Annotated in this window: 12 protein-coding genes; 2 read left to right on the top strand and 10 right to left on the bottom strand. The window is 41.8% G+C overall.

The genetic code is table 11. The features are described from left to right. Positions 1 to 32: 32 nt before the first annotated feature. Positions 33 to 1,253: an ABC transporter permease gene (locus tag PQ469_RS20905; protein WP_274209419.1), complete on the top strand. Its 1,221-nt coding sequence runs from the start codon at positions 33 to 35 to the stop codon at positions 1,251 to 1,253. Between the two features lie 5 nt (positions 1,254 to 1,258). Here PQ469_RS20905 and PQ469_RS20900 read toward each other — a convergent pair whose 3' ends face one another. The 5 genes from PQ469_RS20900 to mazG all read right to left on the bottom strand — a co-directional run bounded on the left by PQ469_RS20900 (position 1,259) and on the right by mazG (position 5,919). Continuing rightward, positions 1,259 to 2,269, bottom strand: a complete 1,011-nt coding sequence (locus PQ469_RS20900) for a hypothetical protein (RefSeq protein WP_274209418.1) — start codon at positions 2,267 to 2,269, stop codon at positions 1,259 to 1,261. 88 nt (positions 2,270 to 2,357) lie between these two features. After that, positions 2,358 to 3,848, bottom strand: a complete 1,491-nt coding sequence (locus PQ469_RS20895; protein WP_274209417.1) for a hypothetical protein — start codon at positions 3,846 to 3,848, stop codon at positions 2,358 to 2,360. Then, on the bottom strand, positions 3,841 to 4,395 hold the full coding sequence (locus PQ469_RS20890; protein WP_274209416.1) for an RNA polymerase sigma factor: 555 nt from the start codon (positions 4,393 to 4,395) through the stop codon (positions 3,841 to 3,843). Before PQ469_RS20890 ends, PQ469_RS20895 begins: the two co-directional genes overlap by 8 nt. Before the next feature lie 212 nt (positions 4,396 to 4,607). Continuing rightward, a complete protein-coding gene (locus PQ469_RS20885; protein WP_274209415.1) occupies positions 4,608 to 5,051 on the bottom strand; it encodes a hypothetical protein in 444 nt (147 codons plus the stop codon). A gap of 64 nt (positions 5,052 to 5,115) precedes the next feature. Continuing rightward, positions 5,116 to 5,919, bottom strand: a complete 804-nt coding sequence (gene mazG, locus PQ469_RS20880) for a nucleoside triphosphate pyrophosphohydrolase (RefSeq protein ID WP_274209414.1) — start codon at positions 5,917 to 5,919, stop codon at positions 5,116 to 5,118. A 117-nt stretch (positions 5,920 to 6,036) separates the two neighbouring features. On the opposite strand from mazG, the gene PQ469_RS20875 reads away from it, so the two are divergent. After that, positions 6,037 to 6,873, top strand: a complete 837-nt coding sequence (locus PQ469_RS20875) for a hypothetical protein (protein WP_274209413.1) — start codon at positions 6,037 to 6,039, stop codon at positions 6,871 to 6,873. Between the two features lie 122 nt (positions 6,874 to 6,995). Here the strand turns inward: PQ469_RS20875 and mnmC2 are convergent, their stop codons facing one another. The 5 genes from mnmC2 to PQ469_RS20850 form a co-directional block, all read right to left on the bottom strand. Further along, complete coding sequence (mnmC2, locus tag PQ469_RS20870) at positions 6,996 to 7,673, bottom strand: tRNA (5-methylaminomethyl-2-thiouridine)(34)-methyltransferase MnmC2 (RefSeq protein WP_274209412.1); 678 nt, start codon at positions 7,671 to 7,673, stop codon at positions 6,996 to 6,998. 131 nt (positions 7,674 to 7,804) lie between these two features. Next, the gene (locus PQ469_RS20865) at positions 7,805 to 9,157 is read right to left on the bottom strand and encodes an MBL fold metallo-hydrolase (protein ID WP_274209411.1); all 1,353 of its coding nucleotides are present in this window, start codon (positions 9,155 to 9,157) and stop codon (positions 7,805 to 7,807) included. 131 nt (positions 9,158 to 9,288) lie between these two features. Continuing rightward, positions 9,289 to 9,786 carry a DUF6155 family protein gene (locus PQ469_RS20860; RefSeq protein ID WP_090652820.1) on the bottom strand — a complete coding sequence of 166 codons (498 nt, stop codon included), beginning with the start codon at positions 9,784 to 9,786 and terminating at the stop codon, positions 9,289 to 9,291. A gap of 299 nt (positions 9,787 to 10,085) precedes the next feature. After that, a complete protein-coding gene (locus PQ469_RS20855) occupies positions 10,086 to 10,406 on the bottom strand; it encodes an SHOCT domain-containing protein (protein ID WP_274209410.1) in 321 nt (106 codons plus the stop codon). Between the two features lie 563 nt (positions 10,407 to 10,969). After that, positions 10,970 to 13,036: a M13 family metallopeptidase gene (locus tag PQ469_RS20850; RefSeq protein WP_274209409.1), complete on the bottom strand. Its 2,067-nt coding sequence runs from the start codon at positions 13,034 to 13,036 to the stop codon at positions 10,970 to 10,972. Between the last annotated feature and the right edge of the window lie 120 nt (positions 13,037 to 13,156).

Here is a 13,156-nt window from a genome sequence, read left to right as displayed (position 1 = left end):
ATATTTGCGAAGGTACTAAAAATCATTCTGCATTGAGTTTCGCCTCCTTTATATCCGCCCGTATAACATTCAAGTCAAAGCGTACATTTTCAAAGCTAATTGTACGTATTGCCATTATTGGTATTATGCTTGGTTTGGGCGTAATGATATTATCATTGGCCATTGTAAAAGGATTTAAACACGAGATACGCGAAAAAGTTCGTGGTTTTGCCGGCGATATACGCGTCATTAAGTTCGACCTGAACAGTTCATACGAGAGTTCGCCTATTGTTGAAGATGCTGGTTTTATTGCGCGGATGCGTAAAAGTCCGCTGATTACCCATGTAATGCCAACGGCCACCAAACCCGGAATTATTAAAGCCAATAATGAAATTGAAGGCGTGGTACTAAAGGGTGTTGATAAAACGTACGACTGGGCATACTTTAAAAAAATGATGGTTGCCGGCGATGTGATCGACTTTAAAGATTCTGTTGAAGCCCAAAAAGAGATCATGCTATCGCAGCAAACCGCCAACCGGTTAAAGCTACAGGTAGGCGATAAGCTGCTGATGTATTTTGTGCAGGAGCCATTGCGTAAGCGACAATTTAAAATAAAAGGCATTTTTAATATCGGGGTAGAGGAGGTTGACAAAACATTTGTAATAGGTTCTTTATCATTAATAAACCGCCTGAACGATTGGAAACCCGGCGAAATTGGGCAATATGAATTACGCGTAGCTGATTTTGACCAGGTGGATTTTGCGGCAGATCAACTGGACCAGGTTTTACCGGTAAGGTTAAAATCGCGGACGGTAATAGAAGATTATCCTAACATATTTGAGTGGTTGAAATTATTGGATGTAAATTCGGTAGTGATGCTTGTACTGATGGTTATTGTGGCGGTTATCAACATGATATCGGCCCTGCTGATCATGATTTTAGAACGCACCGCCATGATTGGTATGTTTAAAGCCATGGGGGCATCAAACTGGAACATCCGGAAAATATTTTTATACAATGCCACTTATTTGATAGGCCTCGGCCTATTGTTGGGCAACGCGCTTGGGCTTGGCCTGGGTTATTTTCAGCAACAAACCCACTTTTTTAAACTCGACCAGGCATCGTATTATATGACCTTCGTACCCGTACAATTTGGATTATGGGATGTATTGCTGCTTAACCTGGGCACATTGATAATTTGCTTGCTGGTGCTTATTGTTCCATCGATGCTCGTGAGCCGGATTTCGCCGGTGAAGGCAATAAGGTTTAAGTAAAGTAGTTAAATTTCCTGTAGATACAGATATTCGCCATCTTTTTGAGCAAAGACATAGTTATTCCAAAAGTTGTCGTCGTCCATGGTGCAGGAGGAATCGAGATAATTTTCATTATCCCAATTGGTTATTTGTTTTAAATCCCTAATAATTGCTGTGCCGTAGTAAATAGAGAAGTCGAAATTCTCTGGCTCAAAATAGACCCACTTGTAATATTTTCGTTTTGCACTATCAAATACGAAATAATGCAATAGCCAGTTATCAGCAGAATTTGAAACCATACAACAAAATAGTGTGCACTGTTTCTGTTCAGGGAAAATCATCGTAAAAGTGATACCCGAACCGGCTATATACCGATATTGGTCAGGAAGTTCAATCCGTATACGATCAAAAAAAGGTAATATCAAATCCTCGTTAAAATAATACCTCCACGCTTGATTTACTTTTTCTTTTTTTTCCTTTTTTAGCGATGCAACCAAGTACGGGGCATCTTTAAACTCTTCCATTCCCACATCTTTATAAGATGCAGTTTCGAATGTTTGCTTGAGATAATCGAGCGTTTCGTATGGTTTGAATAAAGTTTGCTGCCAAAAGTCAGGATAATCCGGTTCTTTAGACAAATTCGCCTTAATTCCATCTTGATTAACCAAATCGCCATAAAAGCAAAGCGTTTTTAAAATAAACCATTGTTCCTGATAAAGCATACACAAAAAAGTTATGGAAAAATATTGGTAAATACCTTCTTCGATAAGTTTTTGAGACGATTTGTTTGTGTAGGATGTCCGGTCAAAATTATAGTCCTTTCCTAATTCCTGATTATAATTTTTAGAGGTGTGCCATCCTATTTGTTCATGCAAATATTCAAACTCATCATAATCGATGGTACTTATGTCAACAAGAGTTGCCGCGTAAAACTTATCTTTTTCAGGATTAAATACCCCGCCAAAATATCCTACTAATAATTGTTCATCAACTCTTGGTTGCAAGATAGCTTCAATATCGTTGTTATAATCAAACATAAGTGATTTAGATCTCGACTAAATATATAGATTATAATCAGGATTGGTGTAATGTTTAACCATCGATGGAATATAGGTTATCGCCTTTTTACCTTTTTCCTCCCGCAAAATTAAACTTCAAATTTAAACCGCCGGCGCCAAATTTTATCTGTTGCGCACCCATTCCCTGGAGCGGGTATTTCAAGAATGGTTCAATAATTAAGCGGTTTTTGCCTAAAGCGGTGCCTACACCTACCGATATATTCAGCGTTCTGGCAAAATAAAAGCCATTGAAACTTTGTCGGTTTGTTTCTTCGGATGTTTGCTGGGTTGCGCCGCTTAACAACGAACTATGGGGGATACCATAACTGGTAGTATAAGCTTCATTAATAAATGTACCCGAACTTAAACCAGCCGAAAAATAAGCATCTGTTTTTTCGGGGTTAAACTCGTATTTTAAATTGATAGGCACATCAAGCCCTACCAAACTGGCATTATAATTTTTAAACACCGGGAACGACGAAGCAGGCACCAGCTTGTTATCCTGTGCTGCAACAGCAAATGTTACTGCATTGGCGGCGCTTGCGGTTGGTGGTACGCTGGTGTTGTATTTCAACGTGTTTTGCGCTAAAGCAACCCCGGTAGACAGTTTAAGGTTTTTGCTAAGCCTGATATCGGATGTAAAACCAGCTCCCGCATTTACCTGGTTGGCGCTTCCTTTGGCATAGTTAAAAAAGGTGGCTGCATAAATACCAAATTTTACTTTTTTATCATCCGCAACCTTGTCTTTTGTTTTTGATGTTTGCAAATTATCGGCAGCCAGCATTGTTGCCATGGCATTGGCCGATGACGGTTTGACTTGCGTAGGCTGCTGATTTGCCGTATTGGGTGTTACAAAGGTTGCTGCAGCTTTGGTAGTTGGTGCAACAGCCGGATTTGCCGCGTATTGCTGCTTGCCTGCATCAGTAACAGCGGTTTTAACACTATCTGCTTTATTGCCTGGTGTGGCAACGATAATGGGTTGTTTATTGGCAGCAGCTGGCTGTTGGGCTGCAAATTGATTAACCGTGCTGTTTATACTATTATTTTGGTTAACCTGGGGCTGTTTAGCCGCCGGAGCATTGGTTGATGGCGTGAAAACTGCCACACTATTTTGGATAACGGCAGCTGCGTTTACCGCCGGGTTATTTATTACAGGCTTTTTATGTGAGTTACCCTGATTTTGGGCAATATTGTTTTGGGCCGATACTGCGGTATCAACAGCATTACTGTTACCTGCTGCTGTATTAGCTGCTATCTGGCTAGCTGTATCAACCTGCGCAGCTTGTTGATGCCGGGTGTGTTGCTTTACCGGTGGTATTGCCGCGGTATTGATGTTTGTTGTTTGTTTATCATTCAGCATCCATACGCCAATAGCTAAAAATAGCAACAATCCGGCTGCGGTGCTTGCCCACCACAGCCAAACCATAGGGCGCTTCTCCTCCTCCTCAGGAAATTTTTCCCTGAGCAGCAGCCAGCCCTCATTAGCGGTGTTGTCTTCGTAATGATCAAACACCTCCCTGATGCGGTTCTTTAAGTCGTTATCCAACTGATCATCCATGGTTTTGTGCTTCTTGCCTTAATATTTTCCTTAATCGTTCTTTAGCCCTGCTCAAATAAACGCGCGATGAGCTTGCCGGGATAGCTAACATATTGCCAATTTCGTCATGATTATAACCATCTATTTCGTACATATTAAAAATGGTAAGCTGTATGGCAGGCAGCTCATTCATCATTTTTAATATGTCTTGTACATTTAAATTATCAACCGTACCCATATTACTGCTTATGGGCGCGGCATTATCCAACTCAACATTTAACTGGAATTTCAGGTCCTTGCGGCGGCGGTCGATAGCAGTGTTCACTACAATTGTACGTAGCCAGGCTTTAAAGGGTTTATCTGTATTGTAATTATGTACGGCGTTAAATACTTTTATAAATGCATCATTTACAGCCTCCAAAGCGTCGTCGCGGTTAAGGCTGTAACGCAGGCTAATACCCATGGCGTAGCCATAAAACTGCTTATACAGCATTTCCTGGTATTTAAGGCTGCCTTTTTTGCATTGGCTGATAATTTCTTCTTCAGTAATGCCTTTGGGTGGATGCATTAAGTGTGTTTAATTCCGCTTAAATATTGTGTTGTTTTTTATGTATTTACGCAATAAACAACCCTGTTGATACAAATAAAAAAGATTTTCCTATTAACGCCATATGCAGGTATCAATAGTTATCGCTAATTATTAAATCAGGTGAGCCCGACTTACCAAAAAAGCCGCCACCAAAATATGGGCGACGGCATTTCAGTTAAAAACAATAATAATTAGTTTGCAGTTTTTATAAGGTCATAACGGCCTATAGTATCCGGGCTGGTAGATGAGCTTGCACGTAACATTTTAAAGTTGGTGCCGTCGTAAATATATTGGTAAACGCCTACCAAATGATTTTTAAGCCGTGGTACGCCCGATTTAAAAGTGCTATCATTAAACTGGATGTAATAACCGTCAAAAGCAAAAGTACCGTGGCTGCCGGCATGTTTTACAGTAGTGTCTGCTGTTACGGCGAAGTGATAGTTACTGGTCATTTTCAATACTATCGAATCTTTCAAAGTATCATATTTACCTGTCGAGTTTTTAGTTAATAGTCTGAACTGACCGTTAAAAGTTCCTACCGGTGCAGATACTACTACTGATGTTCCTGAGTTTTTGGCGCAGGCTGCAAGTAAGGTTAACATCAGCGGGAGTAAGTAAAATAAATTACGCTTCATATATTTAGTATTTGTAGTCATTACGAATATAAGCATATAAACGCTACAGCCTGCTGCGAAATTTTTATAGTTTTTTTGCTTCGTTCCAAAAAATGTCCATTTCGGCAAGGCTCATATCCTGAAGCTGCTTGCCATGTTCTTTGGCTTTTAACTCCAGGTATTGAAAACGTTTTATAAATTTCTGGTTTGTTTTCTCAAGCGCGTTCTCGGGGTTAATATTAATAAAGCGGGCATAATTAATAAGCGAGAACAACAAGTCGCCAAATTCACCCTCGGCTTTTTCATAGTCGATGGTGGTTTCGTCTTCGGCGTTAAACTCATTTTTAAATTCCTGCATTTCCTCTTCCACTTTGGCCCATACCTGGTTTTTCTCCTCCCAGTCAAAACCCACGCCCCGGGCTTTTTCCTGTATCCGCGATGCCTTTACCAATGCGGGCAGGGAGGACGGTACACCGCCCAAAACAGATTTATTACCCTCTTTTAGCTTAATTTGCTCCCAGTTACGTTTTACGTCTTCTTCATTCTGTACCTCAACATCGCCATAAATATGCGGATGCCGGTTTATCAGTTTGTCGCAAACCCCGTTTAATACATCTGTGATGTCGAAATCATTAGTTTCCGACGCTATTTTAGAATAGAAAACAAGGTGCAGCATAATATCGCCCAGTTCTTTTTTAATTTCCTGCATGTCATCGCCCAAAATAGCATCGCTCAGCTCGTAGGTTTCTTCAATAGTCAGGTGCCTGAGGCTTTCAAGTGTTTGCTTTTTATCCCAGGGGCAATTGGCCCGCAGGTCGTCCATTATAATAAGCAGGCGTTGAAAAGCAATAGTTGCGGTAGGTGCAGTTTCGGGGGCTTTTAAAGGCATAATATGGTGCGGTATTTTTTGCAAAGGTATGATAACATCTTTAATGCAAACTTATCCCGGTATTAATTTAAAGGTAATATTAATTAACTTTATTGGCCAACTCATAACTGTAAAACCATGATCAAGAAAATCTACCTGCCTTTATTTTTTTTAATGCTGATAATTGAATGTTGCCAGGCCCAGCAACTGATGCAAACTACGCCGCAAAACAGTACGCTTGAACAGCCGCAGCCATTTTTATTTACTATTAATACTTTAAACCCATCTGGCCGAAACTGGAGCGTAAATTATTCGGGCGGTTATGGCGAGCACACTGTTACACCATTGGGCTTTGATGGTGTAGACCAAAATATATCTGCAAAGGGCTATTTAGGGTCAAAATTTACGTTTTTGGCCACTTTAGGTACCGGTTTTAGCAACAATGGAAGCGTACATACTTTGGAGCAGGCCGAATTGCTGCGCGATTTTATAGGTGGTAACCAGCCCATGGGTTTCCGAATAGGAGCAGGCCTGGGTTTCAGGCATGAGTTTAATAATGATAACGTGGCATTTAGCCGGATAACCGCCGCTTATGATGTTATGCGGTGGAAGATAGGGGCCAACGTACGGTTAGAAAGAGCTTTCGCTACCAACCGCGATGGTCTTGATATTGTTACAAGCGTTGGTGTACACAGGCACATTACCGGCCGGTTTTTTGGAGGTTTTGAGGCAGTAGGGCAGGATTTGGAAGGTTTTTGGGAAACCGATGAGGCCGAAGGCGGAGCCCGGTTACTGGTAGGCCCATCTATAAACTATGCACCAACAAATTCGCGTTTTGCGTTTACCCTTTGCGGAGGGCCTATTATATATGCAACAAGGAGCGCCAACACCCAGGGCCAGTTTGCTGCTTACCGCGAGCTGCCGGCTAATAATGGTTTTACCCTGAAATTTAACGTCGGTTTCCGGTTTATGTAAGCTGGTAGTGTTGTGTCATCGATAAAGTTACGGATAGTCTTTAGCCCAAAGTCTTAAGTCCCAGGTCAAAAAAAATCAACTTTGGACTTACGGCTTAGTACTGTTGACTTAACAGCAGTACTTTAATGTTTTATTGCCCGTAGCATTTCGCGCTTGCCCGCGGCGCCTGGTACTTTTTGTATGCTAAAACCAAGCGCTTTAAGCATCCGTTTAAGGTTGCCGGTTATGGCGTAGGTAACAAATACACCGCCGGGCTTTACAAAGCCCGCAACATGGCTAATGGCTTGTTGTTCCCACATTTCGGGCTGGCGCGATGCTGCAAATGCATCAAAATAAACAATGTCATATTGCCGGCCTGATTGAAAATCCAACAATTTGCAGTTGGCTATTTGTAGCAGGCAATTACCGTTAATGCTTACTACATCGGTTAAAGCCACAGGGTAGTTTTTTAAATATGAATTCCACAATTCAGCAGAGGTATAATCATGATAACCGGTCTGGCTCATCATTTGGGCTGCAAGCGGGTATGCTTCAATGCCGGTATAGTTAAGGTTGATGTGGTTAATTGTGCAAGCATCTGCGCTCAACAAAAAATTGAGCCCCGTGCCAAAACCAACTTCTAAGATGCTTACTTCCTTTGTATTATTTTGATCAAGGAAATAGTTAAGCCCCGCGTTTACAAATACTTGCAGACTTTCCTGCAGCGCCCCGTTGCGCGAATGGTAAAGCTCACCTACTTCGGCGTTGTAAATGGTTTTTGAACCATCGGCGGTTGTAACTATTTTTAGTTCATGGTTCATGATTGATAGTTCATAGTTGATGGATCATAGTTCATGGCTTATCGATCATGGTTCATGGGTTAACGGTTTGTTAATCAATTGGGCAAGAAGCTTATCCTGCTAACGGGGCTGCGTTCGCCATGAACAATGATCTATGAACCATGAACATTTTTAGCAAATTCCGTCACAACTTCGCCCAGGTCATAAACAGGCACTTCGCTTATGGTGCCTGCTATAATACTTGTTGCAGCAGCCGAGCGGTAACCCGCCGCGCAGTGCACAACAATTGGCTTATCTGCAGGTATTTCATCAATACGTTCCCGCAGTTCGGGAAGAGGGATATTGATGGCATGTTTAAATATTTTACCCTCATTTACTTCGTTGGTATTCCTGACATCTATGATGGTATAGTTTTCGGGCCGGGCCTTAAAATCTTTAAGATCCAGATCGGGGAGGTTTTCAATAATGTTTTGGGGCGATAGCTGTATAGCCATGATGTTGCTTTCATAACCTATTTTGGCAGCTTTTTTTACCAATAAATCGGCAGTATCGTCATCTTCTGCAACAAGGTAAAATTTTTCGTCGGGCTGCAGTATCGAGCCTAACCAGGTTTCAAACTTGTCGCCATCCTGCAGGTTGATAGCGCCCGGAATGTGGCCGGCACTGAAAAGCGTTTTAGGCCGACTATCTATAATGGCGATTTTTTCCTGCAATTGAATATCGGCCTCGAATTTTACGATGTTATCAATGCTTTGCTGGAATTTAAGAGCGCCGGTTTTATTCAATTCTACATCGTAACCAAAGTATTTTGGTATAAATGGCTGGTCGGCCATGAGGGTTTTGATGAAGGTTGCCTCGTCCATCAGTTGCAAGGCGTAATTTTCCTGTATTTCGCGGCCGATAGTACTTTGCAGGTCGGGGCTCATATTTTTGCCACAAAGTGAGCCCGGGCCATGCGCCGGATAAACTATAACGTTTTTGGGCAGGGTCATGAGCTTGTGGCGGGTGCTCAGGTACATTTGTTTGGCCAGTTCTTCTTTTTTGGCAGTAATGTTGCCCACATTTTCGCGCAGATCGGGGCGGCCAACGTCACCAACAAATAAGGTATCGCCGGTAAAAACGGCTGTTTCTTTACCCTCTTCGTCTACCAGTAAAATACAAATAGAATCGGGGGAGTGGCCGGGGGTATTTATGGCTTTTAGCTTCACATCATTCAGTTGGATAACATCGCCATCGTCGAAGGTTTCATGGGGGTAGGTGGCGCCGGTAAGCTTGCTGCAATAAATAACGGCATCAGTAACCTGGTGAATTTCAAGATGCGAACTCACAAAATCGGCATGGGGGTGGGTTTCAATAACGCCCACTATATCGGCATTGTGCTGGGCCGCAAGGGAATAATATGGCAAAGGATCGCGCGCCGGATCAATAAGGATCATTTTGCCTGTGCGAATAACGGCGTACGATGCATGCGCCAAACCTTTGTCGTAGAACTGCTGGATAATCATAACAGCCGCAAAGATAACTGTTTGGCGGGGATGTTTTAAGGCCGAAATGTTTGGAGGCTGTAAAGTTTGGAGCGCTTGAACATTCCCTTTGACAAGCGAAATACAGGACTAAAAATACCCCGATTAAAGGTTTAATAAAAATTATAAAACGTATAAGAAAGACTGTCATTTAAACCCCAGCCAATATTTTTCGAATCGAGCAATAGCTGGAAAGCCCGTTCTTCAAACTGGTCAAGTAAATCCTCTTTTTTGAGGAGTTTTAAAGCGCTTGCATAGGTACTGGAAAGGCTGTTATAAAAAGTCTCGTCTATGTCGCCATAGTCGTTTGTGAATTGGATGCCTGTTTGCACGTAAAAAAGCATCAGCGCTGCCAAAAGCGCCGCAGAGGCCTCCAGCTTTTTAAATTCGCTAATGTATTGTTTACCCTGTTTTAAGTTATAGCCGAAACCTCGCTTCGGATAAAAGGTCTCATATACTTTGGCCTGATATTTTTCAAATAAGCCATCTTCATCCGGCTTGAAATAAAAGTCGAGGTATTCTTTTACCTGTTTGTTTTTTTTATATAAGTCGGCTAATATTTCAATCAGCGCCTTTTTGTCGAGTTTAGTAAGGTCGTTTTTGAGGGCCATTATCAATTTTTTTTATGCGGAATAATATACTTTAATACAAACATAGTAAAGTGCTTCAATTGGGAATGCCATGGTACTTGTAAAATATGGAAATCGCTTTTAAGAGTTGATCCTGAAGAAGTTAGTTCCTAAGGAGCAAAAAAGTTAACTGTTTTACAAACAGTGAGCCTCTCCGAGGCAGCTTAAAATTATATAATCATTTACAGATTAGCGATTTGCTGATGAAAGTTGAAAAGTGATTTTCCTGGCTTGTAAAGTTTAATGTGCCGCGTTGTGCGAAGGAACATCTCAAAAGCTCATCAGTTTGAATTTAAAATTCTGCCCTTTTGAATATTATATTCGTTTTCTGTGATTGCGCCGCTATCTAACAACTGCTTATACTTTTGCAATTCATCTGCAGGCGATTGATTGGGGAAGCCGTAAAATGGTTTTTCATCTATCCGCCTGGTGCAATAAACTATAATTACACCAAATATGCTAAGAAACAGGCCCAATAGCAGCCCGCCGACTGAGCCGATTGCTCTTTTTGAACCTGCGTTGCATCCCCAGATAGCAGGTATAAACCACATGCCACCAAAGGCAATAATAATTAAAATGATTTCAGGTGCGCCGAGTCCCATATTATATTAGGTTTAAGGTTTTAAAAATTCAGTTATTTATGTGGGTTCAATGTATGAATAAGTTTTTAATTGTTTGATTGCCGTAATCTTAAATCCTTGCATCCACAAAGCTTCTACCCCCTCTGGAGCACATAAATTAATCTAAGGATAAGAAATCAAAATCCAAAAATCTGATAAATCTGCTTAATCCAAGTTCAGACAAATTTGCGTTAGGGATCGGCGCGGATACCGGCCAATGTGGCTAAGGCCTGTGCAGTATAAGCATGGAGCCCGGGCCGCAGGCAACGCCCCTTTTAGTACCAAGTAGTTAGTATCAAGTATCAAGATTTTTTGGGGAGAATATCAGATACTAAGCTGGTAGTGTCGTATCAACGATAAATTGACGGATAGTCTTTAGCCCAAAGTCTTAAGTTCTAAGTCAAAAAAAGAAAAAATTCAACTTTAGACTTACGACTTAGTACTGTTGACTTAACAGTAGTATCAGTTAGTAAGATTGGTAACCAGGTTTACGCTGTGCGATTGCATACCCTGTCTTGATACTCAATACTTGCTACTAAAAAAAGTTACCAAATCCGCGTCCTGTCTTCCGGTTTTTTGTACAATTTATCGCCCGGCTTAATGTTAAATGCCTTGTACCAGGCGCTGATGTTGGTTAAGGTGGCATTGGTGCGGTGCTTATCGGGCGAGTGCGGATCCTTAAGGATATTTTGGGCAGTAGCCTCGGGGCGTTCCGAACTGCGCCAAGTTTGCGCCCATGACAGAAAGAAACGCTGATTGGGCGTAAATCCGTCTATAACTTTGGCCGACCGACTTTGTTTTGTTTTCAGGAAGGCCTCATAGGCTATGCTCAAGCCACCCAGGTCGGCAATGTTTTCGCCAAGGGTTAGTTTGCCGTTTACGTGCAGGGTATCCAGGACTGTAAGGTTATTGTATTGCATTACCAGTTGGTTGGCGCGTATTTTAAATTTGTCAGCATCACTTTTCGTCCACCAGTTGCGCAGGTCGCCGTTGGCATCATACCGGCGGCCTTTATCGTCAAAACCATGGATAATTTCATGGCCTATAATACCGCCTATACCACCGTAATTTACGGCATCATCGGCCTGTAAATCAAAGAAAGGGAATTGCAGCATAGCTGCCGGGAAAACGATTTCATTATTGGTTTCGGAATAGTAAGCGTTAACGGTTTGCGGTGTAATTCCCCAACGGGTTTTATCAACCGGTTTGCCCAGAAGGCTTATGTTAAAATTATACCGCCATTTTAAAAGACTACGGATGTTTCCTACATAGTCGTCGCGTTTTATGATTACACCATCATATGTTTCCCATTTATCAGGATAACCTATTTTTAAAGTAATTGCGCGTATTTTTTTTAGCGCCTGTTCTTTTGTTTCCGGACACATCCAATCCAGGCGCTTAATGCGGTCGCCCAAAGCTATTTTAATGTTGTTTACAAGCATCACCGCATATTGTCTGGCGGCCGGGCTAAAATATTTCTTTACATATAGTTGGCCCAACAATTGGCCAAGGACCTCGTCAATAGTGTGGCTCACTCGTTCGTTATGGGGTAATTGTGTTTTTTCACCTGTTAAAACGTTTTTATAAGCTAAGTATGCTTGTGCAAAAGGCGAGCTTAAGGCGGGCGAAGCGCCTCTTAAAATACCCCATTTAAGAAGTATTTTCCAGTTTTCAACAGGGGTAACCGCTAACAGGGAATCGGTAGCTTTGAAAAAGGAGGGCTGGCTAACCAGGATGCTATCCTGGCCAGGTGCATGAAACATGGGCAATAATGCTGTCCAGTTTAAATGTGGGGTAACTTTAACGAAATCTGCTACAAGGAATTTATTGTAAATAACATTCGGGTCGCGCATCGCCACACGGGAAAGCTGCGCTTTTGCCAAAGCAACCTCAAGGTTATAAACTATTCCGGCGTTTTTAGCAGCTTCATCTGCGCTACAACCATTTAACCTAAATATGGTTATTATGAAAGTTTTTAATGCATCTGTAACGCTTTTGGATCGTTTATCATTTTGTAAGTAATATGCCCTGTCGGGTAACGAGATGCCTCCCTGGCTAAGGCGAAGAATATACTTTGATACATTTTTATCATCCTGAACAGCCTCCAGGCCAAATAACAGGACAACTATGCCATTAACACGTTCAAAAGCAAGCTCGTTGATTAGGCCATTCAAGTCTTTGATTTTGCCGATGCGTTCCAGGTCCGGTTTAATATGCGAGTAACCTAACCTTTCAATAGCCAGGCTATCCATGCCGCTGGCGTAAAGGTCACCAACGCGTTGTTCAATGCTGCCTTTAGGCGCCGTTACGGATTGCTGGCTTACTTCTTCCAATAATCGTAAAAGTTTTTGGGTGTTTTCGTGGCGTAGCACAGCAAAGCTGCCCCAGCGGTTTTCATTGTCAGGTATGGGGTTGTTTTTTATCCAGGTACCGTTGGCATATTCAAAAAAATCATCGCCGGGGTTAACGGACATATCCATATTAGCCGGGTCGATAAATTTTTTGCGTATGGTAGTTTTGTGTTTTGGTGGTTTTGTTTTACCGGTTACCTGGGCGTTTACCGATGGTAATAAGGCTACCATGAGCATAAAACACCAGAATTTTAATTTCATTATAATATTATTTGAAAATTAAAGGTAATAAATTACCGAAATAACGTACTAACCAAAAAGGTGGCCGGATATCAAAACTAAGACTGGCAGATAGTCAGGGCCAGTCCAGGTATCCGATAT

The organism is Mucilaginibacter sp. KACC 22773 (assembly GCF_028736215.1).
GTDB lineage: Bacteria > Bacteroidota > Bacteroidia > Sphingobacteriales > Sphingobacteriaceae > Mucilaginibacter.
This window is presented reverse-complemented; position numbering and strand designations above follow the sequence as displayed.

Bases quoted from the DNA above. Each gene is read 5' to 3' on its own strand.
- PQ469_RS20900 (WP_274209418.1), bottom strand. From the start codon at position 2,269: ATGTTTGATTATAACAACGATATTGAAGCTATCTTGCAACCAAGAGTT.
- PQ469_RS20895 (WP_274209417.1), bottom strand. From the start codon at position 3,848: ATGGATGATCAGTTGGATAACGACTTAAAGAACCGCATCAGGGAGGTG.
- PQ469_RS20890 (WP_274209416.1), bottom strand. From the start codon at position 4,395: ATGCATCCACCCAAAGGCATTACTGAAGAAGAAATTATCAGCCAATGC.
- PQ469_RS20885 (WP_274209415.1), bottom strand. From the start codon at position 5,051: ATGAAGCGTAATTTATTTTACTTACTCCCGCTGATGTTAACCTTACTT.
- mazG (WP_274209414.1), bottom strand. From the start codon at position 5,919: ATGCCTTTAAAAGCCCCCGAAACTGCACCTACCGCAACTATTGCTTTT.
- PQ469_RS20875 (WP_274209413.1), top strand. From the start codon at position 6,037: ATGATCAAGAAAATCTACCTGCCTTTATTTTTTTTAATGCTGATAATT.
- mnmC2 (WP_274209412.1), bottom strand. From the start codon at position 7,673: ATGAACCATGAACTAAAAATAGTTACAACCGCCGATGGTTCAAAAACC.
- PQ469_RS20865 (WP_274209411.1), bottom strand. From the start codon at position 9,157: ATGATTATCCAGCAGTTCTACGACAAAGGTTTGGCGCATGCATCGTAC.
- PQ469_RS20860 (WP_090652820.1), bottom strand. From the start codon at position 9,786: ATGGCCCTCAAAAACGACCTTACTAAACTCGACAAAAAGGCGCTGATT.
- PQ469_RS20855 (WP_274209410.1), bottom strand. From the start codon at position 10,406: ATGGGACTCGGCGCACCTGAAATCATTTTAATTATTATTGCCTTTGGT.
- PQ469_RS20850 (WP_274209409.1), bottom strand. From the start codon at position 13,036: ATGAAATTAAAATTCTGGTGTTTTATGCTCATGGTAGCCTTATTACCA.